Source organism: Kribbella sp. NPDC020701 (genome assembly GCF_055562215.1).
On the sequence record NZ_JBVHFT010000004.1, the window covers coordinates 38,197 to 64,735 of the forward strand.

At 68.6% G+C, this 26,539-nt stretch carries 28 protein-coding genes; 17 read left to right on the forward strand and 11 right to left on the reverse strand.

Annotated features, from left to right (window positions below; all coding sequences use genetic code 11):
- Positions 1–6: 6 nt before the first annotated feature.
- Genes ACZ3HV_RS10375 through ACZ3HV_RS10385 form a run of 3 tightly spaced genes read left to right on the forward strand, consistent with a single transcriptional unit; the run spans position 7 to position 2,332 of the window.
- Complete coding sequence (locus ACZ3HV_RS10375) at positions 7–555, forward strand: DUF6529 family protein (RefSeq protein WP_465682904.1); 549 nt, start codon at positions 7–9, stop codon at positions 553–555.
- Between the two features lie 11 nt (positions 556–566).
- Positions 567–962: a Rieske (2Fe-2S) protein gene (locus ACZ3HV_RS10380; protein ID WP_465682906.1), complete on the forward strand. Its 396-nt coding sequence runs from the start codon at positions 567–569 to the stop codon at positions 960–962.
- A 38-nt stretch (positions 963–1,000) separates the two neighbouring features.
- Positions 1,001–2,332, forward strand: a complete 1,332-nt coding sequence (locus ACZ3HV_RS10385; protein ID WP_465682908.1) for a M20/M25/M40 family metallo-hydrolase — start codon at positions 1,001–1,003, stop codon at positions 2,330–2,332.
- On the opposite strand, the gene ACZ3HV_RS10390 is transcribed toward ACZ3HV_RS10385, so the two are convergent.
- Genes ACZ3HV_RS10390 through ACZ3HV_RS10400 form a run of 3 tightly spaced genes read right to left on the reverse strand, consistent with a single transcriptional unit; the run spans position 2,323 to position 6,350 of the window.
- Positions 2,323–4,773, reverse strand: coding sequence for a glycosyl hydrolase (locus tag ACZ3HV_RS10390; RefSeq protein WP_465682910.1), 2,451 nt, complete (start codon positions 4,771–4,773; stop codon positions 2,323–2,325). The two genes, ACZ3HV_RS10385 and ACZ3HV_RS10390, sit on opposite strands and share 10 nt — an antisense overlap.
- 47 nt (positions 4,774–4,820) lie before the next feature.
- A complete protein-coding gene (locus ACZ3HV_RS10395) occupies positions 4,821–5,447 on the reverse strand; it encodes a lysoplasmalogenase family protein (RefSeq protein WP_465682912.1) in 627 nt (208 codons plus the stop codon).
- Between the two features lie 42 nt (positions 5,448–5,489).
- Positions 5,490–6,350, reverse strand: a complete 861-nt coding sequence (locus ACZ3HV_RS10400; RefSeq protein ID WP_465682914.1) for a LysR family transcriptional regulator — start codon at positions 6,348–6,350, stop codon at positions 5,490–5,492.
- A gap of 73 nt (positions 6,351–6,423) precedes the next feature.
- Here ACZ3HV_RS10400 and ACZ3HV_RS10405 point away from each other — a divergent pair, with 73 nt between their 5' ends.
- Positions 6,424–7,629, forward strand: coding sequence for an MFS transporter (locus ACZ3HV_RS10405; RefSeq protein WP_465682916.1), 1,206 nt, complete (start codon positions 6,424–6,426; stop codon positions 7,627–7,629).
- Positions 7,589–8,329, forward strand: a complete 741-nt coding sequence (locus ACZ3HV_RS10410; RefSeq protein ID WP_465682918.1) for an N-acetyltransferase — start codon at positions 7,589–7,591, stop codon at positions 8,327–8,329. The genes ACZ3HV_RS10405 and ACZ3HV_RS10410 overlap by 41 nt, the downstream gene beginning before the upstream one ends.
- On the opposite strand, the gene ACZ3HV_RS10415 is transcribed toward ACZ3HV_RS10410, so the two are convergent.
- Genes ACZ3HV_RS10415 through ACZ3HV_RS10425 form a run of 3 tightly spaced genes read right to left on the reverse strand, consistent with a single transcriptional unit; the run spans position 8,326 to position 10,413 of the window.
- Positions 8,326–9,144, reverse strand: a complete 819-nt coding sequence (locus ACZ3HV_RS10415) for an ABC transporter permease (protein WP_465682920.1) — start codon at positions 9,142–9,144, stop codon at positions 8,326–8,328. The genes ACZ3HV_RS10410 and ACZ3HV_RS10415 overlap by 4 nt on opposite strands.
- Positions 9,104–9,931: an ABC transporter ATP-binding protein gene (locus ACZ3HV_RS10420; protein WP_465682922.1), complete on the reverse strand. Its 828-nt coding sequence runs from the start codon at positions 9,929–9,931 to the stop codon at positions 9,104–9,106. The genes ACZ3HV_RS10415 and ACZ3HV_RS10420 overlap by 41 nt, the downstream gene beginning before the upstream one ends.
- Positions 9,928–10,413, reverse strand: a complete 486-nt coding sequence (locus ACZ3HV_RS10425; protein ID WP_465682924.1) for a MarR family winged helix-turn-helix transcriptional regulator — start codon at positions 10,411–10,413, stop codon at positions 9,928–9,930. The genes ACZ3HV_RS10420 and ACZ3HV_RS10425 overlap by 4 nt, the downstream gene beginning before the upstream one ends.
- A gap of 259 nt (positions 10,414–10,672) precedes the next feature.
- On the opposite strand from ACZ3HV_RS10425, the gene ACZ3HV_RS10430 reads away from it, so the two are divergent.
- Positions 10,673–10,873, forward strand: a complete 201-nt coding sequence (locus ACZ3HV_RS10430) for a response regulator transcription factor (RefSeq protein WP_465682926.1) — start codon at positions 10,673–10,675, stop codon at positions 10,871–10,873.
- Here ACZ3HV_RS10430 and ACZ3HV_RS10435 read toward each other — a convergent pair.
- The gene (locus ACZ3HV_RS10435; protein ID WP_130448421.1) at positions 10,848–11,033 is read right to left on the reverse strand and encodes a DUF5703 family protein; all 186 of its coding nucleotides are present in this window, start codon (positions 11,031–11,033) and stop codon (positions 10,848–10,850) included. The two genes, ACZ3HV_RS10430 and ACZ3HV_RS10435, sit on opposite strands and share 26 nt — an antisense overlap.
- 15 nt (positions 11,034–11,048) lie before the next feature.
- On the reverse strand, positions 11,049–11,990 hold the full coding sequence (locus ACZ3HV_RS10440; RefSeq protein ID WP_465682928.1) for an aldo/keto reductase: 942 nt from the start codon (positions 11,988–11,990) through the stop codon (positions 11,049–11,051).
- Between the two features lie 51 nt (positions 11,991–12,041).
- On the opposite strand from ACZ3HV_RS10440, the gene ACZ3HV_RS10445 reads away from it, so the two are divergent.
- On the forward strand, positions 12,042–13,094 hold the full coding sequence (locus ACZ3HV_RS10445) for an LLM class F420-dependent oxidoreductase (RefSeq protein WP_465682930.1): 1,053 nt from the start codon (positions 12,042–12,044) through the stop codon (positions 13,092–13,094).
- Complete coding sequence (locus ACZ3HV_RS10450) at positions 13,094–13,921, forward strand: undecaprenyl-diphosphate phosphatase (RefSeq protein WP_465682932.1); 828 nt, start codon at positions 13,094–13,096, stop codon at positions 13,919–13,921. Before ACZ3HV_RS10445 ends, ACZ3HV_RS10450 begins: the two co-directional genes overlap by 1 nt.
- Here ACZ3HV_RS10450 and corA read toward each other — a convergent pair.
- Entirely contained in the window at positions 13,918–14,901 is a 984-nt protein-coding gene (gene corA, locus ACZ3HV_RS10455; RefSeq protein WP_465682934.1) for a magnesium/cobalt transporter CorA, read from the reverse strand. The two genes, ACZ3HV_RS10450 and corA, sit on opposite strands and share 4 nt — an antisense overlap.
- A 49-nt stretch (positions 14,902–14,950) precedes the next feature.
- Here corA and ACZ3HV_RS10460 point away from each other — a divergent pair, with 49 nt between their 5' ends.
- The 4 genes from ACZ3HV_RS10460 (at position 14,951) to mshC (ending at position 18,342) form a co-directional block, all read left to right on the forward strand.
- A complete protein-coding gene (locus tag ACZ3HV_RS10460) occupies positions 14,951–15,646 on the forward strand; it encodes a histidine phosphatase family protein (RefSeq protein WP_465682935.1) in 696 nt (231 codons plus the stop codon).
- Between the two features lie 12 nt (positions 15,647–15,658).
- Positions 15,659–16,234 carry a DUF3090 domain-containing protein gene (locus tag ACZ3HV_RS10465; protein ID WP_360360502.1) on the forward strand — a complete coding sequence of 192 codons (576 nt, stop codon included), beginning with the start codon at positions 15,659–15,661 and terminating at the stop codon, positions 16,232–16,234.
- Positions 16,231–17,022 (forward strand): SCO1664 family protein, encoded by a 792-nt coding sequence (locus tag ACZ3HV_RS10470; protein WP_465682937.1) that lies wholly within the window; start codon positions 16,231–16,233, stop codon positions 17,020–17,022. The genes ACZ3HV_RS10465 and ACZ3HV_RS10470 overlap by 4 nt, the downstream gene beginning before the upstream one ends.
- A gap of 99 nt (positions 17,023–17,121) precedes the next feature.
- Positions 17,122–18,342 carry a cysteine--1-D-myo-inosityl 2-amino-2-deoxy-alpha-D-glucopyranoside ligase gene (mshC, locus tag ACZ3HV_RS10475; RefSeq protein WP_465682939.1) on the forward strand — a complete coding sequence of 407 codons (1,221 nt, stop codon included), beginning with the start codon at positions 17,122–17,124 and terminating at the stop codon, positions 18,340–18,342.
- Between the two features lie 212 nt (positions 18,343–18,554).
- Here mshC and ACZ3HV_RS10480 read toward each other — a convergent pair whose 3' ends face one another.
- A complete protein-coding gene (locus ACZ3HV_RS10480) occupies positions 18,555–19,394 on the reverse strand; it encodes a polysaccharide deacetylase family protein (RefSeq protein WP_465682941.1) in 840 nt (279 codons plus the stop codon).
- A 56-nt stretch (positions 19,395–19,450) separates the two neighbouring features.
- Between ACZ3HV_RS10480 and ACZ3HV_RS10485 the strand changes: the two genes are divergently transcribed.
- Positions 19,451–19,822 (forward strand): MerR family transcriptional regulator, encoded by a 372-nt coding sequence (locus ACZ3HV_RS10485; RefSeq protein WP_465682943.1) that lies wholly within the window; start codon positions 19,451–19,453, stop codon positions 19,820–19,822.
- A gap of 155 nt (positions 19,823–19,977) precedes the next feature.
- Here the strand turns inward: ACZ3HV_RS10485 and ACZ3HV_RS10490 are convergent, their stop codons facing one another.
- A complete protein-coding gene (locus ACZ3HV_RS10490; RefSeq protein ID WP_360360485.1) occupies positions 19,978–20,826 on the reverse strand; it encodes a PAC2 family protein in 849 nt (282 codons plus the stop codon).
- A gap of 199 nt (positions 20,827–21,025) precedes the next feature.
- Between ACZ3HV_RS10490 and ACZ3HV_RS10495 the strand changes: the two genes are divergently transcribed.
- From ACZ3HV_RS10495 to ACZ3HV_RS10510, 4 genes are all read left to right on the forward strand, one after another.
- Complete coding sequence (locus ACZ3HV_RS10495; RefSeq protein ID WP_465682945.1) at positions 21,026–21,679, forward strand: HAD family hydrolase; 654 nt, start codon at positions 21,026–21,028, stop codon at positions 21,677–21,679.
- A 67-nt stretch (positions 21,680–21,746) separates the two neighbouring features.
- Positions 21,747–23,327, forward strand: a complete 1,581-nt coding sequence (locus ACZ3HV_RS10500; RefSeq protein ID WP_465682947.1) for an ABC transporter substrate-binding protein — start codon at positions 21,747–21,749, stop codon at positions 23,325–23,327.
- A gap of 231 nt (positions 23,328–23,558) precedes the next feature.
- Positions 23,559–24,551, forward strand: coding sequence for an ABC transporter permease (locus tag ACZ3HV_RS10505; RefSeq protein ID WP_465682949.1), 993 nt, complete (start codon positions 23,559–23,561; stop codon positions 24,549–24,551).
- A 55-nt stretch (positions 24,552–24,606) separates the two neighbouring features.
- Entirely contained in the window at positions 24,607–26,382 is a 1,776-nt protein-coding gene (locus ACZ3HV_RS10510; RefSeq protein WP_465682951.1) for an ABC transporter substrate-binding protein, read from the forward strand.
- Positions 26,383–26,539: the final 157 nt, after the last annotated feature.

Here is a 26,539-nt window from a genome sequence, read left to right on the forward strand (position 1 = left end):
AGAGCTATGACCACAGTGCCGGTCCACCAGGTGAGCAGGGTCGCGATCCCGCTCTCGGTCGGCGCCCTGGTCGCCGTCGCACTGGGTGTCTACGGCCGGCTCCACGATCCCACCGGCGTCGCCATCAACATCGCGGGCTTCTCGAGCTTCCAGTCGGTCAAAAGCTGGCTGGCGACCGTCGCCCTCGTGCTCGCGCTGGTTCAGATCGTGACAGCGGGGGCGTTGATGGGACACCTCCGCGGCCTGTCCGGACGATCCTGGGTCGGCCCGGTGCACCGCTGGTCGGGCCGCGCGGCCGTCGCGGTCACGCTCCCCGTGGTCGCGCACTGCCTGTACGCGCTGGGCTTCCAGTACGGCGAACCGCGCGTACTGATCCACTCACTCCTCGGCTGCTTCTTCTACGGCACCTTCGTCGCGAAGATGCTCACGTTGAGTCGTACGGACGCGCCGTCGTGGCTGCTGCCAGCCGTGGGCGGCGCCGTGTTCACCGGCCTGGTCGGTCTGTGGCTGACCTCGTCGCTCTGGTTCTTCAACACATTCGGCGTGATCAGGTGAAAGGACGAGCCATGAACGAACCCGCTCGCCGCACCGTCCTTGCCGCCGTACTCGGCGTCACTGTGGCCGGTTGCTCCACGTACGGCGAACCCGAGAACACGCCGGCCTCGGCACCGGCCAACACCGTCCTCGGGAAGACCGAGGAGATCCCGGTCGGCGGCGGAAAGATCTTCGCGCCGGCCCAGGTTGTCGTCACACAGCCCACGAAGGGCACCTTCAAGGCGTTCAGCTCGATCTGCACGCATCAGCAATGCCCCGTCGCGTCGGTCGCGGACGGCACCATCAACTGCGACTGCCACGGCAGCAAGTACGCGATCGCCACCGGCGCCGTGGTCGACGGGCCGGCCCCGAGACCCCTCCCGCCGAAGCAGATCACCGTGTCGGGCGACTCGATCACCCTGACCTGACTCGGTTCCGGACGGCCCGGTGGGAGAGGATGGGCCGCATGACTACACCGACCCCCAGCGACCGTACGGCGTACACCCCCGACGCCGAGGTGGTGGAGCTTTGTAGCGAGCTGATCCGGATCGACACCACGAACTACGGCAACGGCAGGAGCAACGGTGAGCGGGTGGCCGCCGAGTACGTCGCCGCCAAGCTGGACGAGGTCGGGATCGAGTCGACGATCTACGAGTCGGAGCCGGGCCGGGCGACCCTGGTCGCGCACTGGGAGGGCGAGGACCAGAGCGCCGATCCGCTGCTCGTGCACGGCCACCTGGACGTCGTACCGGCGGATCCGAAGGACTGGAAGGTCGACCCGTTCGCGGGTGAGATCTTCGACGGCTGCGTCTGGGGTCGCGGCGCGGTCGACATGAAGGACTTCGACGCGATGGTGCTGTCGGTGGTCCGGGCCCGGCAGCGGGCCGGTGTGAAGCCGCGGCGACCGGTCCGGCTCGTCTTCACCGCCGACGAGGAAGCCGGTGGCGTGTACGGCGCCCAGTGGCTGATCAACAACCACCCGGACACCGTCGCCGACTGCACCGAGGGCATCGGCGAGGTCGGCGGGTTCTCGATCACGGTCAAGGACGACCTGCGGCTGTACCTGATCGAGACGGCCGAGAAGGGCATGAACTGGATGCGGCTCAAGGCCCGCGGTACGGCGGGGCACGGGTCGATGGTGAACACGGACAACGCGGTCACGAACCTGGTCGAGGCGGTCACCCGGATCGGCCGGCACGAGTGGCCGCTGCGGATCACGCCAACGGTCCGGGAGTTCCTGAAGACGCTGGAGGAGGTGCTCGAGATCGAGCTCGACCCCGACGACATGACCACGACGCTGACGAAGCTGGGCAGCTTCAGCCGGATGTTCGGCGCGACGATCCGCAACAGCTCCAACCCGACGATGCTGAACGCCGGCTACAAGGTCAACGTGATCCCGGGTGACGCCGAGGCACACATCGACGGCCGGTTCCTGCCGGGGTACGAGGACGAGTTCTTCGCGACCATCGACGAGCTGATCGGCGACAAGGTCCGGCGCGAGACGGTGGTCGAGGACATCGCGCTGGAGACCGAGTTCAGCGGCGGCCTGGTCGAGGCGATGAAGGCCTGCCTCGCGGCCGAGGACCCGCAGAGCCGGACCGCGCCGCTGCTCATGTCGGGCGGCACCGACGCCAAGTCGTGGAGCCGGCTGGGCGTGCGCTGCTTCGGGTTCGTGCCGCTGCAACTGCCTCCGGATCTCGACTTCATGGGCATGTTCCACGGCATCGACGAGCGCGTTCCCACGAGTTCTCTGGAGTTCGGCTCGCGCGTCCTGGACCGCTTCCTCGATCAGGCCTGACGCTGGAGGACCACCACCGGCGGGTTGAATAGGCCTGAGTTCAGGAAGTCGGTGGCGTTCTCGATGTTCTGCAGGTCGAACCGGCGGCCGTACTGAGCGGTCACCGATTCGACCAGCGGCGCGAGGTGGTCATCCGCGGCCAGCGCGTTGGCGCCGGTGTTGTGGACGACGATGCGCAGCGCGTTGGGCCCGGGCTTCGCCGCGTGCGTCAGATCGAGGCGGTACGGCGGCGCCCAGAGACCACCGCACGGGACGCCGTTGAGCCAGACCTCCGCGGCGACTCCGATCGGCGGCACGAGCAACGCCCGGTAGGAGTTGCCCGGCAGGTAGGTCTCGCACCCGTCCGGTACGGCGTCGCCGGCGCCGAAGTCGAGCAGTACGCGTGTGGACGTATCGAAATGCGGCAGGTCGATCTCGGTCTCGTAGGCGGCGGAACCCGAGTACGTCGCTCGCGCGGGATCGTCCTCCCAGCGGTGCGGAAGGGTCACCGGCGTGGTCTCGCCGCCGAAGTCGACCACCCACGCCCCTCCAGTCGAGCCGACCGTCACCTCCTCCACCGCAGTGCGTTCTACCGGCGAGCTGCCCGGGACGAGGACGGTCGCCTCGTAGGCATGCAAGGTCACCTCCGAGCCGTCGACGACCGCGACCGCGCCGGTCGACGGATCCCACTGCTCCACCGGCCCGTCGCAGCGGACCGTCCGCGTCTCGTTGCCGGTGTTCGCGACGAAGTACACGTCCGCGTCGGCCAGTCGCCGGTGCACCACCCCGACGTCGGCCGGCGCTGTCACGGGTGCGGCCGGGAGCGCCGCCGACGGATCGCTGACCACCGAGCCACCGGCCGCGCGGACCGCATCCAGCCAGCGTGTAGTTGCCTCCGGCATCGTCGCCGCATCGGCCACGACGACCAGCGGTACCTCGGCCGGATCGAGCGCAGCCAGAGCGTCGTCGTCGATCAGGTCGAAGTCGAGTCCCGCCGAACGGATGATCCGCGGGATCTCGTCACCGATCAGCCGTCGCACGACGCGGTAGAGGTTGAGTGACCCGCCGACGTCGCCACGCATGGCGGCGTACGCGTCGGAGGCCGGCACGTAGACCTTGACCGGGCGGACCGGGGTTCCCTGTTGCAGCAACCAGGACAGGCGGTGCAGGTAGCCGAAGAGATCCGTTGCCACCGGCCACCAAGGGTTGCGGTCGTCCAGCGCGCCGGCGGCGTAGAAGATCCAGCCGAGCCCGGGTCCGCCGGACGGCGAGTACGGCCAGCCGTGTCCGATCAGCTGATTCACTCCGGACAGGAAGTGCTCGTGCGCCTCGCCTTTGAGATCGAGTGGGGTCGCACGGAACGACGGCGAGTGGACCCAGGTCCAGGCCTCCGCCGACACGACCGATCGGCCGTGGATGCTCGCGGCCGACGACGCCCACCGCGTCTCCGGGATGCTCGTCCACCCCCAACCCTCGCCCTCGAAGAGGTCGGCGAAGCGATAACTGCTCATCGTCGCCGGCGGCTCGCCGTAGCTCTGAATCCGGAACGGTACGCCGTGGCCGGACGCCCAGCGCTGGAAGACGGCGACGAAGTTCTCCTCGTAGAGCTCCGACAGCGTCCGGTGGAAGTCGATGCGCAGCTGCCTCGAGCCGGGCGTGTCGACGAGCAACTCGTACAGACGCGGCCGGAGCTCGTAGCCCCGCCGACGGCCGAACTCCTCGAAGATGCCAGGCGTCCAGTCGGCCCGGTAGACCTCGAGGCTGTCGCAGAACACCGAGCCGACCAGCTCCGGAGTGGCCGCCATCAGCAGCGGCTCTGCGACGCACCTGATGTGTTCTGCCGCCGCGGCAGCCGAGTAGTGGTCGAGCGCCGGTCCCTCGGCGCCGGCCGCGGCCCGCTTGACGTTCTGGCCCGTCAACCGCGAGTACGCGAGCAGCACCTCGCGCGGCCCGTTGCCCCGCGGGACCCGGATCCTGCCGTCGGTCACCGGAACCTCGACGTACGTCGAGGGCACGCCGGCGGACCCTTCGCCGACGAAAGCGGCGACCAGTTCGTCTCCCGGCCAGGCCTCCACTGCGGGGACGTCGAACGCCTGGAGAGAGATCTCTCGCCGTTCCCAGCAGAGCCCGCGCGCGGCCAGGTCCGGTCCGATGTGCCCGCCGCCGAACGACCAGCCGCTGCCGAGCGTCAGATCGAAGCGCAGCCCCAGGCCGCGTGCCGAGCGAGCGGCATGCCGGACGTCGCCGAGAAACTTGTCGGAGCCGAAGGGGGTGTCGACCGGACTCAGGGGATAGACGAAGGCGGCCTCGACGCCACCTAGCCCGGCCGCGGCCATCGCCTGCAGCTGGCGGTCGAGCTCATGCCGGTCCACCGACGGCCCGAACCACCACCACCGCATCATCGGCCGCCCCTCGGGCGGCGGAGTCCGGAACTGGTTGCGTACCTCGTTCACGGTCGGCATGCGACCAGCCCACGTGATCCCGGAGCAGAGGTCAACGCCGGTGACCACTACCGGTCAGGATCGGCTCGCGATGCGGTCACCCCGGACGTGAGCAGGAACTGACCGACGGCGTACGTCGACATCGTGAGCGCGCCGCGGCCCGGGAAGTCGCGGCCGGACATGCGCAGCGCGATCAGGGCGTCGGAGATCAGGAAAAGGGTGCCGCCGAGCCCGCTCCGCGGGTTGTGCCAGCGGGAGGCGATCGCTGTTGCCGTCAGCAACAAGGCGTAGGCGGCGACGGGGACCCGCTGACTGCCCAAGCCCGGTGCGAGGACCGCGATCACGGCCGCCCAGAGAGCGCTGTACGCCGCCAGGACACGCCACGAACGTTCGGCAGGGTTGGCGAGGAAGACGGCGAGGTAGCAGGCGTGGGCGGCGGCGAAGGCAGCGATGCCGGCCAGTTGGAGGTCGGTCTCGAGGAGCAGGTCACCGGCGGCTGATGCCAGCAGCGCGGCCTGGAGGAGCGGCGGTGCGTCTTGCGTCCGCGACCACGACCACAGCAATGGCATCAGTGACACCTTGCTGGCTTGCTTGAGGATCTTGACGTCGAAGGCGACGGCCGCCACTTGCACGACCGTCGTGCCCCAGAACGCCGTCAACAGACGTCGCCCGCGCGCCAACCGCCCCAGGTTCATGGGGCCGAGTGTGCCGTACCTCGGGCCGCGGCTCACCGGTGTTCACGACAAGTTCAACGTGGTGCGGAGTCGGGGGAGGTAGCGGAGGAGGGGTTTGGGCGGGGTGGGGGTCGTGACGACGGAGAGGGTGAGGCGATAGCGGAAGGGTGCGGCGATGAGGTGCTCGCCGGGGCGGAGCTCGGTGGCGAGCGCGCTGCGGGGGATCAGGGCCAAGTGTGAGCGGCGGCGGGCCATGGCGACCGTGGTGCTGAGGGTGACGCCTCGGCGCGGGATAGCGCCGAGCGCGACCAGCCGGGCGTGGATATCCTCGCTACCGCGGTCGTACGTCGAGTATGCGATCGGCCGGTCCTTCAACGGCTGCCGGCCGCGACCTGGTGGGCGAGCGCCGGGTGGCACGAAGAGAACGAGTTCGTCGTGGCCGACGCGGCGGGCGATGGTGCCGCGAGGCAGGCTCATCTGCTCGGCGATCGCGATGAAGGCGGCATCCATGGTGCCTTCCGCGACGCGTTCGACCAGGAACTGACCATGGTCGACCTGCTGCTGGATGTCCAGATCGGGCAGGTCGGCGTCCAGGATCGGGAACAGGATCGGTGCCAGGCTGGAGAAGGTGCCGACGACGAGTTGCCGTCCGGTGGCGGCCGCGCGGGTGGCGCCGTACACCTCCTCGAGGTGGCCGAGGATGTGGTCGGCCCGGCGGCTGAGCTCGGCGCCGGCCGGGGTCGGGCGAGCGCCGCGAGTGTCTCGTTCGAACAGTTTGGTGCCGCAGGCGCGTTCCAGCCGGGCCAGCCGCTGAGAGGCGGACGGCTGGGAGATGCGCAGCTCGCGGGCGGCGGTGCCGACGGCGCCCGTCCGGCTGACGGCCTGGACCAGCCGCAGATCATCGACCGATGGTAATGAGGGCATAGGTTTAGCCTATGGCAACCACCAAACATTTGCGGGCTACCTGGGCGACCTGAAAACTCCAAGAATCAAAGGCATGAGAGCGAGGTTCGACGCGCTGGCGCTGCTGGCCGGCGGGGGAGTGGCGGACTTCGCGCTCCGGATCACGCAGGTTGCGCTGCCACTCGTGATCCTGCGAGAGACGGGGTCGGTCGCCGCGACCGGACTGGTCGGTGGTGCGGCCGGCGTACCGGTGCTGCTGTCGCCGTGGTGGGCGCGGAAGGCCCGCCAGTGGGTGGACTCGGGACCGCGGTTGGCGATCGTCGCGATGGTGTCAGCGATGGCTTTGGCATTGGTGCCCGCGGCTGCCGCACTCGGGCTGCTCACACCGGAGGTACTGGCGGCCAGCGGGCTGCTACTGGGCTGCGGTGATGCGTTGTCCACCCCGGGCCGGTCGGCGCTGTTGGCTGATACGGGAGACCGGTGGGGCGAGGGCAAGGCCGTCGTACTGCTCACCGGGCAGGACGGTCTGCGCAGAATCGGCATGATGATCGGACCGGCCATCGGCGCGCTGGCGGTTTCCACCGGCCTCACCAACAGCCTGCTCTGGATCGAAGCGGCCGCCGTGCTCGGGGCCGGTCTCCTGGCGTGCACAGTGCAGGCTGAGCGAGCGCCCGACGGTACGGCGCCACCGTCGATCCGGGCGAGTCTCGTAGGACGTCGCGACGTGCTCTACGGCTGGATCGTCCGCGGCACCGGCTGCGTGACGTGGTTCGCGTTCACGCTGGGGTTGTCGATCATCGGGGAGGAGCGCGGCCGGCCCGGCATCTACCTGGCCGCCGGTATGACCGGGTACGGCGTGGGGTCGGTCATCGGCACCGCGATCTCGCTGGCGGTGGTACGGCGTACCAGGCCGGTGCCGCTCGCGTCCGTTGCGTGGGCCTGCATGGGGCTGTGCTGGATCGGGATGGGGCTGTGGACCACGCCGGCGGTCGTCGCCGTGATGGGTGCGGTGTCGGGACTGACCGTGGTACTGGGGATCGCCGCGATCTCTGTCGTGATCACCCGGTCGTCGGTCGGGGCTGAGCGGCGGGCGCTGTTGTCGGGTCAGAGTGTCGTGGTGAGCGCGGGGAGTTCCGCGGGGATGCTGGCCGGCGGACCGATCATCGCGGCGGCCGGCGCCGAGCACACGCTGGTCGGAGCGGGGGTGATTACCACGCTCGTCGCCGTACTGGTCCTGGTGAAGTGCCAGACTGCGAGGCATGTCCGAGATCGTGATCACCACGCTGGCCGAGCGACCTGAGTACTTGGAGCGGATGTACGAGTTCGCCGACGCGTGGCCGGAGTTCATGCACAACGATCCGATCGGCAACGCGTTCATGGGGCAGGTGCCGGTCCAGTTTCCCGACCAGTGCGTGGTGGCGACCGAGGACGGTGAGTTGGTCGCGCACGGCCGGAGCATTCCGTTCGTCTTTCCGGACGAGAACCGCACCGAGCTCCCGACCGGCGGCTGGGACCGCGTGCTGCACTGGGGCTTCTGGGACCTGCGCAACGGCCGTCAGCCGAACGTGTCGAGTGCCCTGGAGATCCTGATCCGCCCGAGCCACCTCGGCCGTGGTCTATCCCACGAGATGCTCGCCGCCATGCGTGCCGCGGTGAAGGCCAAGGGCCACGAGACCCTGTTCGCGCCGGTCCGCCCGAACGGCAAGACGGACGCGAACCAGCCGATGACGGAGTACATCAATCAACTCCGGGACGACGGCCTCCCAACCGATCCGTGGCTACGAGTCCACGTCAAGGCCGGCGGCAAGATCATCCAGATCGCACCACGCTCGATGGTGATCGCCGGCACCCTGGCCGAGTGGCGCGAATGGACCGGCCTCCCGTTCGACACCACCGGCGACGTCATCGTCCCCAAGGCCCTGGTCCCGGTCCACTGCGACGTACGCCACAACCACGCTGTCTACGTAGAACCCAACATCTGGATCCGCCACGACCTTTAACGGGCGAGGCGGCCCATCAGGGAGGCGGCGGCGCAGATGCCGGCTATCGCGGCGACGGTGAGGACTCCGAAGTCGAGCCAGTAGTTGGTCGGTTGGCCGATGAGGAGGCCGCGGAGGGCGCTGACCTCGTAGGTGAGGGGATTGACGTGGCTGATGACTCGTAGCCAGTCGGGCATCAGGCTGACCGGGTACAGGGCGTTGGACGCGAAGAAGAGTGGCATGGTGATCGCCTGGCCGATGCCCATCAGGCGGTCGCGTCGCAGGACCAGGCCGGCGATCGTCATCGACAGGCACGAGAAGAACGCCGCACCGAGGACGACGACCACGAGCACGGCCAGCAGCTTCAGCGGATTCCAGGTCATGCTGACGCCGAGCACTGCGGCGACGATGATGACCACGATCGCCTGCGAAATCGTCCGTACGCCGGCCGCGAACGCCTTGCCGGCCACCAGCGCCGAGCGCGGGCTGGGCGTGACGAGGAGCTTGGTCAGGATCCCCGCGTCGCGTTCCCAGATGATCTGGATGCCGTAGAAGATGGCCACGAACAGCGCGGACTGCGCGATGATGCCCGGCGCGAGATAGTCCAGGTACGGAACGTCGCCGGTGGGGATCGCCCGGATCCGGCTGAACGTCTGGCCGAAGATGACCAGCCACAGAATCGGCTGGATCGCGCGGGTGATCAGCTCTGTCCGGTCGTGCCGCAGTTTCTGCAACTCGACCAGGCAGAACGTTCCGATCCGCGAGAGCAGCCGGACGGCGGCCCGGGGCCTGGACTCAGCCCATGCGCTGGGCGGTGCGACGGGTGCCACGGACATCGCGCAGGCCTCCCTTCTCGGCAGCGGCGAGACTCTCGCCGGTGTGGTGGCGGAACACGTCCTCGAGGCTGGCCTCGGGTCCGAGCTCGGCCTTGAGATCGTCCGGCGAACCGACCGCGCGCAACCGGCCCTCGTGCATCAGGGCGACCCGATCGCAGAGCAGGTCGGCCTCCTCCATGTAGTGCGTGGTCAGCAGCACGGTCATCCCGTACCGCTCCTGCATCTCCTGAACACGCGCCCAGACCGAATCCCGCGCGACCGGGTCGAGGCCGACCGTCGGCTCGTCCAGCACCAGCAGAGCCGGCCGGTTGACGAGCGCCTGGGCCAGCTCCAGGCGGCGCACCATGCCACCGGAGTACGTCGACGCGAGCCGATCGGCGGCGTCGGTCAGGTCGACGATCTCGAGCACCTCGGCGACCCGAGCAGCCCGCTCCCGACGCGGTACGTCGAACAGCCGCGCGAACCACGACACGTTCTCCCGGGCGGTCAGCGCCCCCTCGATCGACAGCTGCTGCGGGACGTAACCGAGCATCCGTCGTACCGCCATCGCGTCGGTGTGGACATTCAGCCCGAACACCCGGACCGTGCCGGACTGCGGTGGATAGAGGGTGTTGAGGACGCGCAGCGTGGTGGTCTTGCCGGCACCGTTCGGACCGAGCAGGCCGAAACACTCGCCTGGCGAGACGGATAGGTCCAGGTTGTCGACGGCAAGATGGTCGCCGAACCGATGGCTCAAGCCGTCGATCCGGACGGCCGGGACTGGCTCGGGCGCTGCGTCCGAACTCATCCTCGCTCCTTTCCTTGCTGGACCAGGGCACGTTCGTCTTGCTGGGGGTGCAACCGCTCCGCGAGTACGCCGAGAACCGGCAAAGCGGCCCGCAGTGCCTCACGTTCGTCCCGCTCGAGGCCGTCGAGCGCCTCGGTGACGAGCGCCGTACGGCGATCGCGCCACGCCTCGACCTGTTCACGGGCCGGCTCGGTCAACGTCAGCCGGGCGACGCGCCGGTCGGACTCGTCCGGGGCGCGCACCAGGAGCCCGCGCTCGATGAGCTGGCCGACCAGCGTCGACACCGTGTTCGCGACGAGGCCCAGCTCGGCGGCGGCCTCGGTCACCGAGATGCCTGGGTTGCGGCGGACTGTCCTGACCAGCTCGGCCTGCGAACCGGTCAGCGTCGACAGCTCCGCGGGCCGGCCCGCGGATCGGCGGAGGTGACGACGCACCAGGCCGATGGCGGCCAGCAACTCCTCCGCGAGGACGTCGGTGCTCATGCTGATCAGAATACCTCTGTCGCAGAGATATTTCAGCGAAACCCCAACTAGAGCGAAACCCCAACTAGTAGGGGTACGCCGGGGAGCCGGGCCGTCGGAGCATCGGTGCCATGGACACGACAGAGAGCAACAAGGGCCGTCGTCAGGGACTTCATCGACGGACTGTTCACCACGGGGACCCGAGTGCGGTCGACACGTACCTCGCCGAGGACTTCATCAACCCGTTGGTCCCGGCCAGCTCGGGTCGTTCCTGCTCGACTTGCACGGGCTGACGCCGGCACAGCAGCGGGTGACCGAGTTGTTGCTGCGGGGATTCTCCACCCGGCAGATCGTCGAACGGTTGTGCCTGTCGCCGCACACCGTGCAGGAACACGTACGGGCGGCCTACGACAAGGTCGGCGTCGGCAGTCGCCGGGAGTTGGTGAGCGCGTTGCTCAGAGGGTCCGCATCACCCGGATGATGCGGCGGCGGAGCCAGACCCGCCGGGTGCCGTCGGGATAGCGTCTCAGCCGGGCCAGCTCCCAGCCGCCGTACTCGGCGTGCTCGGTCAGCAAACGACGGACCGCGCCACGCGATTCCGTCCTGGACACCTCGAACTGCTGTAACTCGTATTCGGCCATCCGCACCTCCGACTGCTACGACACATCCTCCAGCGCTGCGACGATCGCGGGCGGGAGAGTGAGCTCCTCCACACCCAGGACCGACTTGAGCTGCATCGCCGTCCGCGCTCCGACAATCGCCGCCGACACTCCCGGCCGGTCCCGCACCCAGGTGAGCGCCACCTCGAGCGGAGTCCAGCCGAGCCCGTCGGCGGCTCGTGCGACCGCTTCCACGATGCCCGAACCGCGGCCGTCGAGATAGGGGTCGACGAATCTGGACAGATGCTGAGACGCTGCCCGGGAGTCCGCGGGGATCCCCGTGCGGTACTTCCCAGTCAACACACCGCGGCCAAGCGGCGACCAGGCCAGGATCCCGATCCCGAGCCCGCCGGCCGCCCGGATCGCGTCCGCCTCGGCGTCGCGGGCGAGCAGCGAGTACTCCACCTGGTTGGACACCGGCACCGCGCGACCCGGCCACGCCTGCTGCCAGGTGACGGCCCGGGCCGACTTCCAGCCGGCGTAGTTCGAGATTCCGACGTACCGGACCTTGCCGGAGCTCACCGCGTGGTCGAGCGCCGACAGCGTCTCCTCCAGCGGTACGTCGTCCGACCAGGTGTGCAGCTGCCACAGGTCGATGTGGTCGACGTTCAGCCGTCGCAGGGAGCCCTCGAGATCACGCAGCAAGGCACCGCGGGACGTATCGGTGATCCGCTCACCCCGCCGGACGCTGAACCCGGCCTTGGTCGCGATCACCAGGTCGTCCCGCTCCACGACGTCACCGAGCAGCGACCCGATCAGTCGCTCGCTGTCGCCGTCGCCGTACGCCGCCGCCGTGTCGATCAGCGTGCCGCCGGCGGCGACGAACGCGGCGAGCTGCTCGCGCGCCTCGTGCTCGTCGGTGTCACGGCCCCAGGACATGGTGCCCAGGGCGAGCCTGCTCACCGCCAGTCCACTGTGACCGAGATAGCGCTGCTGCATGACCCGAGCCTATTGCGGCCCACCGACAACGGCTCGCTAGGCTCGCCAGTCATGCGACTCGGACTCAACATCGGCTTCGTCTTCGGCGGCGACGACCACCTCGACCACCTGAGGCTGGTGAAGGAGGCCGAGCGGCTCGGCTACTCGGTCACCTGGGCGGCGGAGGCGTACGGCTCGGACGCCGCCACGCTGCTCAGCTGGATCGCCGCCCAGACCACCACGATCGACGTCGGTGCCGCCGTGTTCCAGATCCCGGCCCGGACTCCGGCCATGACCGCGATGACCGCGGCCACCCTGGACCGGCTGTCGAACGGCCGGTTCCGGCTCGGCCTCGGCGTGTCCGGGCCGCAGGTGTCGGAGGGCTGGCACGGCGTCCGGTTCTCTCAGCCGCTGCTCAGGACGCGTGAGTACGTTGCCATCGTGAACTCCGCCCTTCGCCGCGAGACCGTCGCCTACGAGGGCAAGTACTTCACGCTGCCGCTGCCCGACGGCCCGGGCAAGGCGCTGAAGCTGACCGTCCGGCCGATCCGCGACCACGTACCGATCTACCTGGCCGCGGTCGGCCCGAAGAACCTCGAACTGGCCGGCGAGATCGCCGACGGCTGGCTCGGTATCCTCAACGACCCCGCCTATCTGGGAGAGCAGTTGAAGCACATCAAGACGGGTCGCGAGACCCGCCAGGAAGGACTCGACGGCTTCGATGTCGTCGCGTCCGTACCGGTGATGACCGGCGGCGACCTGCAGGTCGCCGCCGACCCGATCCGTGGGTACGCCGCCTTGTACATCGGTGGCATGGGCAGCCGGGAGAAGAACTTCTACAACGCGCTCGCGGTCCGGATGGGCTACGCCGACGAGGCCAAGGAGATCCAGGACCTCTATCTGGACAAGAAGCACCGCGAGGCGATGGCGGCCGTACCGCACGGGTTCATCGACTCGATCTCGCTGCTCGGCGGCAAGGAGCGGATGGCCGAGAAGCTCACCGCCTACGCCGAGGCCGGGGCGACGACCGTCGCGGTCACCCCGTTCAAATCCACCGTGGACGAGCGGATCGCCGACCTGCGCACGGTCGCCGAGGCACTCGACCTGGCCGGAGTCGGCCACTGATGACGATCTGGGACTCCATCATCCTCGGCATCGTCGAGGGCCTGACCGAATTCCTCCCGGTCTCCAGCACCGGGCACCTGACCATCGTGTCCAAGATGCTCGGACTGCAGATCGACGACCCGTCGATCACCGGCTTCACCGCGGTGATCCAGATCGGCGCCATCGCCGCGGTCGTCCTGTACTTCTGGAAGGACATCCAGCGGATCGCCGTCGCCTGGGTCCGCGGCCTGGTCAAGCCGGAGCATCGTGGTGAGTTCGACCACCGGATGGGCTGGTACGTGATCGTCGGCTCGACACCGATCGTCATCGTCGGGTTCCTTGCCCGCGACATCATCTCGGGTCCGTTGCGGAGCCTGTGGTGGGTGGCCGCCGCACTGATCGGCTGGTCGTTCGTGATGGTCGCGGCCGAGCGCATCGGCACCAAGCAGCGGCCGCTGACGCGGATCACGCTGGTGGACGCCATCGTGATGGGTGTCGTGCAATGCCTCGCACTGGTCCCTGGTATTTCGCGGTCCGGTGCGACCATCACGGCGGGCCTGTTCCGTGGGCTGGAACGCGTGGCGGCGACCCGGATCTCCTTCCTGCTCGGCATCCCGGCCCTCGTCGGTGCCGGCGTCTACGAGCTGAAGGACGCCTTGAGCGGCGATGTCGGCGCGGTGCCACTGATCGTCGGGACCGTCGTCAGCTTCGTGGTCGCGTACGCCTCGGTCGCCTGGCTGCTGCGGTTCGTGGCCAAGCACTCGATCGAGGTCTTCGCCTTCTACCGGGTCCTGCTCGGCATCGTCCTGGTCATCCTCCTGGCGACGAGCACCATCACCGCGACCTAGAGCCAGCCGACCTTGCGGAAGAAGCCGTACATGGTGACGCAGACGGCGGCCATCACCAGGAGGATGGCGTAGTAGCCGTAATGCCAGCGCAGTTCGGGCATGTTGTCGAAGTTCATCCCGTAGATGCCGGCCACCATGGTCGGCACTGCGGCGATGGCAACCCAGGCCGAGATTCGGCGCATATCGTCGTTCTGCTGCACCGAGACGCGGGCCAGGTGCGCGTTCAGGGCTGAGCTGAGCAGCGTGTCGAGTCCCTCGGTCTGGTCCGAGACACGGTTGACGTGGTCGGCGACGTCGCGGAAGTACGGCGCGGCTTTCGGGTTGATCCCGGGGACGCCGTGGGCGAACTGCTCCATCGGCTCACGCAGCGGCTGGACCGCGCGGCGCATCTCCAGCACCTCGCGCTTGAGCTTGTAGATCCGCTCGGCGTCGCTGGTGCGCTCGGGGGAGAAGACCGAGCTCTCGATCTCGTCGACGTCGATCTCGACAGACTCCGCGACCGTCTCGTAGTCGTCCACGACCGAGTCGCAGATCGCCCACAGTACGGCGGCCGGACCGTGGCCGAGCATCGAGGCACGCTCTTCCAGTTGCTGCCGGGCCGTGGCCAGCTCCCCGCCTTCGCCGTGCCGGACGGTCACGACGTACCGCGGGCCGATGAAGACGCTCAGCTGGCCGGTCTCGACCGCGTCGCCCTCGTCGACGTACCAGAGCGTCCGCAGTACGACGACGATGGCGTCGCCGAACCGCTCGATCTTGGGTCGCTGGTGGGCCTTCAGCGCGTCCTCGACCGCGAGCTCGTGCAGGCCGAACAGCCCCTGGACCCGGCGCATCTCGGCATCCGTCGGCTCGTGCAGGCCGACCCAGCCGAAGCACTCGCCGTCGTCGTCGATGGCCTGGGCAACGGTCTCGGGATCCCGCGGCAGGTCCTGCCGCTCGCCCTCGGCGTACACGCCGCAGTCCACGATCACGCTCCCCATCATGGCAGCGTCGGTCCTCAGCCGTTTGCGCAGACGGGATAACGTGCAGGTCATGCCCACGGTGATTCTGGTCCGGCACGGCCGCAGCGACTCGAACACGTCCGGCACATTGGCCGGCCGGACGCCGGGAGTGAAGCTGGACGAAACCGGGATCAAGCAGGCCGAAGCGGTCGCCCAGCGGCTGGCCGAACTGCCGCTGGCCGCGCTCGTCACGTCACCGCTGGATCGCTGCAAGCAGACCGCGGCCTTGATCGCGAAGCACCACGAAGGGTTGCGTCCGGCAACGGATCGGCGGCTGACCGAGTGCGGGTACGGCGACTGGACCGGGCAGAAGATCGCGACCCTGGCGAAGGACCCGCTGTGGGCCGTGGTCCAGCAGCACCCGTCCGCGGTGACGTTCCCGAACGGGGAGTCGATGCGCGGGATGCAGCAGCGCGCGGTCGACGCCGTACGGGCGCATGACACGGCGCTGGCCGCGAGCCATGGAGAGGGCGCGATCTGGGTGGCGGTCTCGCACGGCGACGTGATCAAGTCGATCGTGGCCGACGCGCTCGGTCAGCACCTGGACACGTTCCAGCGGATCGTAGTGGACACCGCGTCCACGACGATCATCACCTACACCGCGACCCGCCCGTTCCTCGTCCGGCTGAACGATTCCGGCAGCGAACTGGCCTCCCTGATCCCGAAGCCACCGGCCAAAGGCAGGGCCAAGAAACAGACTTCCGACGCGGTCGTCGGCGGACGGTAATAGGGTCTAGACATGGCGCGCGTTGTTCATTCGTACGACGAACCGGATCGGTTCGTCGCCGGCACCGTGGGGGAACCCGGTGCGAGGACGTTCTTCCTGCAGGCCCGGGCCGGCGTCCGGCTGACCTCGGTGGCCTGTGAGAAGGAACAGGTGATGGCGCTCGCGGAGCGGCTGGACGTGATGCTGGACGAGGTCGCCCGGCGGTTCGACCGCGACCCGGTCACGCCCGGACCCGTGGACGACACCGATCCGCTGGAGCAGCCGATCGAGGAGGAGTTCCGGGCCGGCACCATGACGCTGGCCTGGGAGGCCGACGCCGAGCGGGTGGTGATCGAGGTGTTCGCGGTCGTCACCGGCGAGCAGGCCGACCTTGAGGAGACCGACCCGGTGGCCGCGGCGTTGGAGTCCGACGACGCCGAGGTGTTCATCGTCCGGATCACCGAGGAGCAGGCCCGTGCGTTCGCGCGGCGGGCGGTCGCGCTGGTCGCGTCCGGCCGGCCGAGCTGCCCGTTCTGCGGCCGGCCCATCGATGCCGAGGGCCATATCTGCCCGCGCGCCAACGGCTACCGCAGGCACCTGCCGGAATGACCGATCCGGACCTGCTCGCCACCGGGGAGCTGTCCCTGCACGGCCGCCTGGTGGCCGCGTCGAACGGCACCTTCCAGGGATCGGTGAGCCTCGGCGACCAGTCCGCGACCGTGGTCTACAAGCCGGTCCAGGGGGAGCGGCCGCTGTGGGACTTCCCGGACGGCACGCTGGCCCAGCGCGAGTTCGCGGCGTACGTCGTCTCCGAGGCGCTCGGGTGGTCACTGGTGCCGCCGACGCTGCTGCGGGACGGGCCGCTCGGCGAGGGCATGGTGCAGCTGTGGATCGACGAGGCCGAGGCCGCGCCGGGGGAGACCGAGCTGGTCGACATCGTCCCGCAGGGCCGGGTGCCGAAGGGCTGGGTCGGTGTCCTCGACGCGCTCGACGGGCGGCACAACCCGGTCACGCTGGTGCACGCCGACAATGACGTGCTGCGCCGGATGGCGGTGTTCGATGCCGTGGTCAACAATGCCGACCGCAAGGGCGGCCACGTGCTGAACCCCGGCGACGGCCGGGTGTTCGGCGTCGACCACGGCGTCACCTTCAACGCCGACGACAAGCTGCGGACGGTCTTGTGGGGCTGGGCCGGTGACCCGATCCCGCCCGACCTGCTGGACGACGTACGGCGATTGGCCGACCAGCTCGCGGGTGGACTCGGTCAGCAGCTGTGCGAGCTGATCACCGCGGTCGAGCTCACCGCGACCCGAGAACGCTGTTCGTCCCTGCTCAAGACCGGAACCTTCCCCCGACCAAGCGACGACTGGCCCGCCATCCCCTGGCCCGCGTTCTGAGCGGTCTTGCAGACCTCATGCTGTGTCGGGGTGCGCGGGGGACCGAGGAATGGAACCGTGTCGCGTCGTTGAAAAGCGGACTGGCATAAGCTCCGACACATGCAGGCGTGGACTAAACCAGACATCCCGGTCGTGCCGGGCCCGGCACGGCGGCTGCGCCTCTACGACACCGCCTCGGCTGGGTTGGTCGAGGTGCCGCCGGCTGACGGCGGTACGGCGCGGATGTACGTGTGCGGCATCACGCCGTACGACGCCACCCACATGGGACACGCGGCGACGTACGTGACGTTCGACCTGGTCAACCGGCTCTGGCGGGATGCCGGGTACGACGTCCACTACACGCAGAACATCACCGACGTCGACGATCCGCTGCTCGAGCGGGCGGCCGCGACCGGGATCGACTGGACCGAGCTGGCGTACCGCGAGATCCAGCTGTTCCGCGACGACATGACCGCCTTGCGGGTGATCCCGCCGCAGCACTACATCGGCGTGGTCGAGTCGATCGACCTGGTGTCGAACGCGGTCGAGGACCTGCAGCGGGCCGGCGCCGTCTACTCGGTCGACGGCGACCTGTACTTCGCGGTGAAGGCGGATCCGGCCTTCGGCAGCGTGTCCGGGTACGACCGCGAGACGATGGGGGAGCTGTTCGCCGAGCGCGGCGGCGACCCCGATCGCGACGGCAAGCGGGACCCGCTGGACAGCCTGCTGTGGCGGCACGAACGCGAGGGGGAGCCCGCGTGGGACTCGCCGCTGGGCCGCGGCCGCCCGGGCTGGCACGTCGAGTGCTCGGCGATCGCGCTCGAGCATCTCGGCATGACGTTCGACGTCCAGGGTGGCGGGACGGACCTGATCTTCCCGCACCACGAGATGTCGGCGAGCGGTGCTCAGGTGGCGACCGGGCAATACCCGTTCGCGCGGGCCTACGTGCACCAGGCGATGGTCGGCCTGGACGGCGAGAAGATGTCCAAATCCAAGGGCAACCTCGTGCTCGTCTCGAAAGAACGCCTGGCCGGTGCGGACCCGATGGCGATCCGGCTCGCGTTGCTCACACATCACTACCGCACGGACTGGTTCTGGACCTCGTCCGATCTGCTCGACGCACAAGAGCGCCTGGACGTCTGGCGTGGTGCTGTCGGCCGCGGTTCGGGTCCCGACGGTGCCGCCGCGGTTGACGCCGTACGCGCGGCTCTCACCAACGACCTGGACACGGTCGCGGCGCTGTCGGCCGTGGACACCTGGGCCGCTACCAATGGAGACGACGTGGAGGCGCCCGGCCTGGTGGCCACGGCCGTGGACGCGCTCCTCGGAGTGAAGCTCTAGCCAGTCACCGGCTGGTGGGTCTTGACCGGCGTCGGGACCGGCGCGGCCGGCGGTGTGTCGATCTGCGCGGGAGCCGGGTTGTTCGGGTGGGTCGGCTCCGGCGTGGGCTTCGGCTTCGCCGCGGGCTTGGCGCACGTGGCCGAGGCGAGGCGGATGATCGTCCGGTCGAGAATAGGGCGATCACCACCATTGCGCCACTGTTGGTGACACGGTCACGTTGTCACATAGTGCGCGGCAATGTCGTCACTCGTCGTCAGCCAGACGTCGCTCTGAGACGCAATGTACTCCAGCGCCAGGTCCAGGTACTTCGCCCGGAACGGCTGCCCGATGACGAACGGGTGCAGCGCCAGCGCCATCACCCGGCCGGTGTGCTCGGAGTCCGCGCGGAGTACGTCGTACTGGTCCTTGACCATCTGGAGGAAGTCGGGGCCGGTGAGGCCGCGGAGGAAGAGGCCGAGGTCGTTGAGCTCGACGGTGTACGGGACGCTGAGCATGCCGGGCACGTTCAGCCGGTAGGGCTGGTCGTCGTTGGTCCAGTCGAGGACGTAGTTGTAGCCGAGCTCGGCCAGCAGTTCCGGGGTGTTGTGGGTCTCGGTGAGGCCGGGGCCCATCCAGCCCTTCGGGCGGTGGCCGGTGGCGGTCTCGATGGTGCCGGTGATCTCGGTGAGGATCCGGCGCTCCTCGTCCGGTGCGTAGCCGGTGTGCAGGATCGAGTTGGTCGAGCCGTGCGCGAGCCAGGCCCAGTTGCGTTCGACGCCGGCCTTGATGATCTGTGGGTTGTGCTCGGCAACCATCGAGTTCAGCAGCGCGCTGGCCCGGATGCCGTGCCGGTCGAGGATGTCGATGGTGCGCCAGATACCGACCCGGGCGCCGTACTCGCGCCAGCCGTGGTTCAGCGGGTCGGGTTTGAGGTCGAGCGGCCAGATGCTGGTCGAGGGCTCGTCGGGGAGGAAGTGCTCGAGGTTGAGGCCGACGTAGAAGGCGACTCGCTTGCCGTCGGGCCAGGTGAGGGGCGGGCGTTCGGTGATCGGGCTGTAGTCGAAGAGCGTCATACCGGCACGGTAAAATCTGACATCAGTGTCAGGTTCAAGTGCCTGGGGGATCGGCGATGCGGATCGGTGAACTGGCCCGGCGGACCGCTGTGAGCGAGCGGTCGCTGCGGTACTACGAGCAGCAGGGCCTGCTGGTGTCGGAGCGGACCCCCGGCGGACAACGCGAGTACGCCGAACGCGCGGTCGACCGGGTGATCCTGATCCAGGAGCTGTACGCCGCCGGCCTCCACAGCCGCAAGATCGCCGAGCTGCTCCCCTGCATGCGCGACCCCGACGGCGGCCCCAACGAGCGCGCCACCCCGGAACTGGTCACCGAACTAACCGCCGAACGCGACCGCATAGACCGCCTGATCGCCGACCTGACCACCTCCCGAGCAGTCCTCGACGACGTCATAACCACCGCCGCCCGAGACCTGCCCACCAGCTGATCCACCGAGTGATGCGGTCGCCGGGGGGAGGACGCTCGTCGGTGGGTGGGGAGCTTGGACGGGGAACCGGGGCCGGAGACCCGGAATAACTTGTCTTTGGCCCCCGGAAGTTGTCCAAGGCCCCCGGAATTGTGCGGGCTTGGCCGGGGGAGTGGCTAGTCGCTGGGGTGGTTCTTGTTGCGGCGGCGCAGGTAGCGCTCGAATTCGGCGGCGATGGCCTCGCCGGTGGCTTCGGGGAGGTCGGCGGTGTCGCGTTGCTCCTCGAGGGAGTGCACGTACTCGGCGACTTCCGGGTCTTCTTCGCTGAGTTCGTCGGCGCCGCGTTGCCAGGCTCGGGCCAGCTCCGGGAGCTCACCCTCGGGGATCGGCAGGTCCAGCAGCGCCTCGACCTTGCCGAGGAGCGCGAGGGACGCCTTCGGGCACGGGGTGCCGGCGATGTAGTGCGGGATCGCGGACCAGATCGACACCGACGGTACGCCGAGAGTCCCGCAGAGGTCGGCGAAGACACCGGTGATGCCGGTCGGGCCCTCGTAGGTCGACGGCTCGAGGCTCCACGACGTGTTCAGCTCCGGGTCGGACGAGCTCGCCGAGACCGGGATCGGCCGGGTGTGCGGCGAGTCCGCGAGCAGGGCGCCGAGCACGACGACGATCTGCGCGTTCGACTCGTCGACGACCTCGAGCAGCTCCTGGCAGAAACCGCGCCAGCGCATGTTCGGCTCGATGCCGCGGATCAGCAGCACGTCCCTGTCGGTGTCCTCGGGCCGGGCCACGTACACCCGGGTGGTCGGCCAGGTCAGCCGCCGGACGCCGTCCTCGTCGAAGCCGACCTGGGGCCGGTTTACCTGGAAGTCGTAGTAGTCCTCGGGGTCGATCGCGGTGACGAGCTCCGCGTCCCACTCGTCGATCAGGTGGTCGACCGCTCCGGTGGCCGCCTCGGCTGCGTCGTTCCAGCCCTCGAACGCGGCGATCACGACCGGGTCCCTCAGGTTCGCGAGGTCAACCACTCGCAGGCCCCCTGTCGTCTGTAGTAGCCATCCGGCGGGGTCGCCGGAAACCGAACTGCCAGCCTACGTGGTCCACCGGCTCGCTGCGCCGGGTTTCACGTCCGGCGCACCGTGTCGGTGAGACGCGATTTGTCCGGACTTGGAGCGGCACGGGAAACTGGACGGACGTGTTCGGCTGAGACTGACGGAGGAGCTGGAGTTGCCACCCCTGCAAGCGGTGCTGTGGGACATGGACGGGACGTTGGTCGACTCCGAGAAGGTCTGGGCGGAGGTGCAGCTGCGGCTGCTGGCCGAGCTCGGCGCGACCTGGACGGTCGAGGACAGCATCGGGCTGATCGGCAGCGACCTGCGGGACGCGGTGCAGGTGTGGATGTCGCGGATCCCGGCCGGTGCGATCACCGCGGAGGAGCTGGCCGACCGGATGTTCTCCGAGGTGGTCGAGTCGCTCCGCCAGGAGGTGCAGTTCCAGCCGGGCGCGATGGAGTTGCTGCGGGCGCTGCGCAAGGAGGAAATACCGTGCGCGCTGGTCTCGGCGTCGTACCGGGTGATGATCGACGCCGTGCTCGGCCACCTGCCGCCGGAGCCGTTCGACGTGATCGTCGCGGGTGACGAGGTGACGCTGGGCAAGCCGCACCCGGAGCCGTACCTGACCGCCGCGGCCAAGCTCGGCGTCGACCCGGCGCACTGTGTGGTGATCGAGGACTCGGTCACCGGCACCCAGGCCGGTACGGCGGCCGGCGCGTACGTCGTCGCCGTACCGCAGTGGGTGACCATTCCGGAAGCGCCCCGCCGGCTCGTGGTCAAGTCCCTCGAGCCGCTCACCCCGGAGTCCCTTCGCGACCTGCTCCGTTGACCAAGTACCGTCACTTGGGGCCCTCGGGGGCGTTGAACGGGGTATCGGGCTGGGGAAGGGTGAGGTCGTGATCGAGTGGGTGCGCCGGGCGACGGCGACCGCGTTGAAGGCGACGCTGGTCGGCGCGCTGGGCGTGTCGCTGGCCGCGTGTGGTCAGCCGGACGACAACGCGCCGCACCCGGGTGACCCGACGCCGAAGCTGATGATGCTACGGCTCGTGACCGCCGGCGCGCTCGGGTCCCTCGACCCGGCCGGACCGTACGACGTGGCCTCGCGGACCGTGCAGGCGAACCTGTACCAGACCCTGCTGACGATCCTCCCGGACAAGCCGACCCCCGTGCCGGACGCCGCGGACTGTCAGTTCGACTCGCCGACGACGTACACCTGCAGCCTGAAGGAGCACCTGACCTTCCCGAACGGGCACGAGCTGACCTCGTCGGACGTGAAGTTCAGCATCGACCGGATGCTTCGGCTGAAGACGCCGGGTGGCGCGGCCGGCCTGTTCGGCTCGGTGAAGTCGGTGAGTACGCCGGACGACCTGACCGCGGTGTTCAACCTGAAGACCCCGGACGCCCGGATCCCGTACCTGCTGACCACGACCGCCGCGTCGATCGTGGACGAGGAGTCGTACCCGGCGAACAAGCTGCTCGAGGCCAAGGCCATCGGCAGCGGCCCGTACCAGCTGTCGGCGTACAAGCCGGGCGAGCAGATCATGCTGGCGAAGTTCACCGGGTACCGCGGTCCGCGCGGCGCGCAGAACGACGGCGTCGAGATCGACCGGCTGAAGGACTCCACGGCGCTCTACCAGGCGATCACCACCGGCAAGGCCGACCTCGCCTTCGACGGCTTCGGCCCGAGCCTGCTGGACAAGCTGCGCAAGTCCGACCAGGTCCAGGTGATCGGGGCCGACTACGCGGAGATCCGCTTCTTCTCCTTCCAGATGAAGTCCGCGATCGCGCGGCAACCGGCGGTACGGCGAGCGGTCGCCCAGCTGATCGACCGCCCCGCGATCGCCAAGAAGGCGTACGGCGACCACGTCACACCGCTGTACTCCGTGGTGCCGCCGGGGTTCGGCGGGCAGACCGACGCGTTCCAGACCGAGTACAAGCAGCCCAGCAAGGCGGCTGCCACCGCGATCCTCAAGGACGCGGGCATCACCGTGCCGGTGCCACTGACGGTCGGCTGGACGCCGTCGCAGTACGGCGTGGGCGCGAAGGCCGAGGTGCTCGAGCTGAAACGGCAGCTCGAGGCCTCAGGGCTGTTCCGGGTCACCTTGCGGAGCGCCGAGTGGCCGCAGTACCGGCAGCTGACCCGGGCCGGCGCGTACGACCTGTTCCAGGCGAGCTGGATCCCGCAGTATCCGGACGCGGACGACTACCTGGCGCCATTCGTCGCCACCAACGGAGCGTTCCAGAACGGTTACCGTTCGACGGCGGCCGCGAAGCTGCTGCAGCAGGAAGCTACCGAGCAGAACGGGTTGAAGCGCGACGACCTGGTCGGCCAGCTGCAGGGCGTGCTGGCCCGGGAGGCGCCGGTGATCCCGAGCTGGCAGGGGCGACTCACCGTAGTCGCGGGCAAGGATGTGGAGAACATCACGGCCGCGGTCGACCCGCTCTCGTTCCTGCATCTGTCCGCTCTGCGGAAATGACACAAAGATGCCATGGCAGTAACGGTTCGCGAGGTGGCGGCGACCGTGGGTGTGACCCCGTGGTTTACTGCGGATTGTCCACGATACGGGACGATTTCCTGACGATCACGATCGGGCAACGCAGCCCTTCCGGCGTTTGACTCCGCACTGTAATGGCGGCAGGTTTAGGCGGCAGCCAGCCAAACCGGTCTCGTATCGGTCCGTACTGAACTAGGCAGGGGAACCCATCGCGTGACTACCCCACTCGACGTCGAACCCGGATCATCGGCAGCCGAGCCGGAGGCCGTCGTCGCGGGTGTGCGCAAGATCGAGGGGCGCTCGCTCTGGCAGATCTCGTGGATGCGCCTGAAGCGCGACAAGGTCGCGATGGCCGGCGGCGTCGTGGTGATCCTGCTGATCCTGGTCGCGATCTTCGCGCCGCTGATCTGCAAGATCGTCGGGGTCACCCCGAACGACTTCCACCAGGACCTCGTCGACCCGTCGCTGCAGACGCCGATCGGCAAGTGGAACGGGATCAGCTGGGACCACCCGTTCGGCATCGAGCCGGTGAACGGTCGCGACATCTTCGCGCGGATCGTGTACGGCGCCCGGATCTCACTGCTGATCGCCTTCCTGGCCACTCTGGTGGCGGTGGTGATCGGGGTCGCGATGGGCGTCATCGCGGGCTACTTCGGCGGCGTGGTGGACACCATCATCAGTCGCTTGATGGACATCTTCCTCGCCTTCCCGCTGGTGCTGTTCGCGCTCGCCCTGGTCGGCGCGATCCCGGACTCGGCCTTCGGCCTCGAGGGTGACTCGTTGCGGGTCGCGCTGATCGTCTTCATCATCGGGTTCTTCAGTTGGCCGTACATCGGACGGATCATCCGCGGTCAGACGCTGTCGCTGCGAGAACGGGAGTTCGTCGACGCCGCCCGGAGCCTCGGCGCGCGGCGCCCGTACATCTTGTTCACCGAGTTGCTGCCGAACCTGGTCGCACCGATCCTGGTCTACGCGACACTGCTGATTCCGACGAACGTGCTGTTCGAGGCGGGTCTGTCGTATCTCGGTGTCGGGGTCCGGCCGCCGACCTCCAGTTGGGGCGACATGCTGTCCGGGGCCGCGAACTGGTACCAGGTCGATCCGCTCTACATGGTGCCTGCCGGCCTGGCCATCTTCGTCACGGTGCTGGCCTTCAACCTGTTCGGTGACGGGCTGCGGGACGCCCTCGACCCACGCTCGCACTGAGACCTACCTCCAACCAGGGAGCCTGGCTCTCACGAAAAAAGGGGTGCAACAAGAGATGAGATGGAATCGCATCACGACGGCAACAGCCGTCAGTGCGGTCGTCGCACTGGGCCTCGCGGCTTGCGGGGGCTCCGACGACGCCGGGGGCGGCACTAGCACCGCCGGTGCCACCAAGGCCGAGTACAACGCGGCCGTCGGAAAGGTGTTCAAGCCGACCGACCAAAAGGGCGGCACGCTCCGGATGGCCATCACCGAGAAGTGGGACTCCACGGACCCGGGTGACACCTACTACGGCCTGTCCTGGAACCTCGTGCGCAACTACGCCCGGCCGCTGACGGTGTTCAAGTCGGCTCCTGGTGCGGGGGGCACGGAGGTCGTTCCGGACCTCGCCGAGACGCTCGGCGTGCCCAGCGACAACGCGAAGACCTGGACCTACAAGATCCGCAAGGGCGTGAAGTTCGAGGACGGCACGCCGGTGACGTCGAAGGACGTCAAGTACGCCGTCGCGCGGTCGATGGACAAGACGACGTTGCCGAATGGCCCGACGTACTTCAACGACTTCCTGCTGGACGTCCCGAAGGACTTCAGTCCCTACAAGGACAAGGCGCTCGCCGGCATCGCGAAGGCGATCGAGACGCCGGACGACCAGACGATCGTGTTCCATTTGAACAAGCCGTTCGCCGGCTTCGACTACTTCGCCCAGTTGCCGGCCACCGCTCCGGTGCCGCAGGCGAAGGACACCGGAACGAAGTACCAGTTGCACCCGATCTCCACCGGTCCGTACAAGTTCGAGAGCAACGACCCGAACAAGGGCATCTCACTGGTTCGCAACGATCAGTACGACCCGGCGACCGACCCGAACTCGGGCCGCAAGGCGCTGCCGGACAAGATCACCGTCGCGTACAACGTGAACAGTGCCGACATCGACAACCGGCTGCAGTCCGGTGACCTCGACGTCGACATCGCAGGTACCGGCGTGACCGCGGAGACTCAGGCGAAGGTCCTGGCGAACCCGGACCTCAAGGCTCACGCCGACAACGCCGCAGCCCCCCGGCTGTGGTTCACCGTGCTGAACAGCGACGTCAAGCCGTTCGACAACATCAACTGCCGCAAGGCCGTGCTGTACGCCGCCGACCACGAGGGCTACCAGCGCGCGTACGGCGGTCCGGTCGGTGGTGACATCGCCACCAACCTGATGCCGCCGCTGGTCGCGGGCGCGGAGAAGTTCGACGACTACGGCTTCGAGACCGACAAGAACGGCAACCTGGACAAGGCCAAGGAAGCGCTGACGGCGTGCGGAATGCCGAACGGCTTCAGCACCAACATCAGCTACCGCGCGGACCGGCCGAAGGAGAAGGCGACCGCGGAGTCGCTGCAGCAGTCGCTGAAGCGGGTCGGCATCAACCTGACCACCAAGCCCTACCCGACCGGTGACTACACCAAGCTGTACGCCGGCAAGCCGGACTTCGCGAAGGCCAACAACCTCGGCCTGATCGTCTACGGCTGGGGTGCTGACTGGCCGGACGGCTTCGGCTTCCTGAGCCAGATCGTGGACAGCCGGGTCATTCGGGCCGCCGGTGGTAACACGAACCTCGGCATCAAGATCCCCGAGGTGGACCAGCTGATCGACAAGGCCCTGGAGACCACCGACAAGACGGCCCGCGAGAAGATCTGGGTCGACGTCGACAAGAAGGTCATGGAGCAGGCCGCCGTCCTGCCGGGCATCTGGGCCAAGGGCCTGCTGTACCGGCCGGACACGCTCACGAACGTGTTCATCAGCGACAGCCAGAACATGTACGACTACACCGCACTCGGCGTGGCTCCGAAGTAGTCGGCCCGCCGTCCGATCGACACTTCCCATCCAGAGGTAGGTGAAGGCTAGCGGTGGGCGGTGGTCCCCAAGGACCACCGGCCACCACGCCGAACAGGTGTTTGCAGACCTCGTCCGCCGGGTGAGCGGGGGAGGGTTTCTTTTCGTCCTCGTCCCA

What these genes read in the sequence shown, in the direction of transcription:
- ACZ3HV_RS10465 (WP_360360502.1), top strand. Translation starts at nt 15,659, where the DNA reads ATGGCGCGCGTTGTTCATTCGTACGACGAACCGGATCGGTTCGTCGCC.
- ACZ3HV_RS10385 (WP_465682908.1), top strand. Translation starts at nt 1,001, where the DNA reads ATGACTACACCGACCCCCAGCGACCGTACGGCGTACACCCCCGACGCC.
- ACZ3HV_RS10375 (WP_465682904.1), top strand. Translation starts at nt 7, where the DNA reads ATGACCACAGTGCCGGTCCACCAGGTGAGCAGGGTCGCGATCCCGCTC.
- ACZ3HV_RS10425 (WP_465682924.1), bottom strand. Translation starts at nt 10,413, where the DNA reads ATGAGCACCGACGTCCTCGCGGAGGAGTTGCTGGCCGCCATCGGCCTG.
- ACZ3HV_RS10450 (WP_465682932.1), top strand. Translation starts at nt 13,094, where the DNA reads ATGACGATCTGGGACTCCATCATCCTCGGCATCGTCGAGGGCCTGACC.
- ACZ3HV_RS10485 (WP_465682943.1), top strand. Translation starts at nt 19,451, where the DNA reads ATGCGGATCGGTGAACTGGCCCGGCGGACCGCTGTGAGCGAGCGGTCG.
- mshC (WP_465682939.1), top strand. Translation starts at nt 17,122, where the DNA reads ATGCAGGCGTGGACTAAACCAGACATCCCGGTCGTGCCGGGCCCGGCA.
- ACZ3HV_RS10445 (WP_465682930.1), top strand. Translation starts at nt 12,042, where the DNA reads ATGCGACTCGGACTCAACATCGGCTTCGTCTTCGGCGGCGACGACCAC.
- ACZ3HV_RS10380 (WP_465682906.1), top strand. Translation starts at nt 567, where the DNA reads ATGAACGAACCCGCTCGCCGCACCGTCCTTGCCGCCGTACTCGGCGTC.
- ACZ3HV_RS10420 (WP_465682922.1), bottom strand. Translation starts at nt 9,931, where the DNA reads ATGAGTTCGGACGCAGCGCCCGAGCCAGTCCCGGCCGTCCGGATCGAC.
- ACZ3HV_RS10400 (WP_465682914.1), bottom strand. Translation starts at nt 6,350, where the DNA reads ATGCCCTCATTACCATCGGTCGATGATCTGCGGCTGGTCCAGGCCGTC.
- ACZ3HV_RS10415 (WP_465682920.1), bottom strand. Translation starts at nt 9,144, where the DNA reads ATGTCCGTGGCACCCGTCGCACCGCCCAGCGCATGGGCTGAGTCCAGG.
- ACZ3HV_RS10480 (WP_465682941.1), bottom strand. Translation starts at nt 19,394, where the DNA reads ATGACGCTCTTCGACTACAGCCCGATCACCGAACGCCCGCCCCTCACC.
- ACZ3HV_RS10405 (WP_465682916.1), top strand. Translation starts at nt 6,424, where the DNA reads ATGAGAGCGAGGTTCGACGCGCTGGCGCTGCTGGCCGGCGGGGGAGTG.
- ACZ3HV_RS10435 (WP_130448421.1), bottom strand. Translation starts at nt 11,033, where the DNA reads ATGGCCGAATACGAGTTACAGCAGTTCGAGGTGTCCAGGACGGAATCG.
- ACZ3HV_RS10440 (WP_465682928.1), bottom strand. Translation starts at nt 11,990, where the DNA reads ATGCAGCAGCGCTATCTCGGTCACAGTGGACTGGCGGTGAGCAGGCTC.
- corA (WP_465682934.1), bottom strand. Translation starts at nt 14,901, where the DNA reads ATGATGGGGAGCGTGATCGTGGACTGCGGCGTGTACGCCGAGGGCGAG.
- ACZ3HV_RS10390 (WP_465682910.1), bottom strand. Translation starts at nt 4,773, where the DNA reads ATGCCGACCGTGAACGAGGTACGCAACCAGTTCCGGACTCCGCCGCCC.
- ACZ3HV_RS10470 (WP_465682937.1), top strand. Translation starts at nt 16,231, where the DNA reads ATGACCGATCCGGACCTGCTCGCCACCGGGGAGCTGTCCCTGCACGGC.
- ACZ3HV_RS10510 (WP_465682951.1), top strand. Translation starts at nt 24,607, where the DNA reads ATGAGATGGAATCGCATCACGACGGCAACAGCCGTCAGTGCGGTCGTC.
- ACZ3HV_RS10460 (WP_465682935.1), top strand. Translation starts at nt 14,951, where the DNA reads ATGCCCACGGTGATTCTGGTCCGGCACGGCCGCAGCGACTCGAACACG.
- ACZ3HV_RS10410 (WP_465682918.1), top strand. Translation starts at nt 7,589, where the DNA reads ATGTCCGAGATCGTGATCACCACGCTGGCCGAGCGACCTGAGTACTTG.
- ACZ3HV_RS10395 (WP_465682912.1), bottom strand. Translation starts at nt 5,447, where the DNA reads ATGAACCTGGGGCGGTTGGCGCGCGGGCGACGTCTGTTGACGGCGTTC.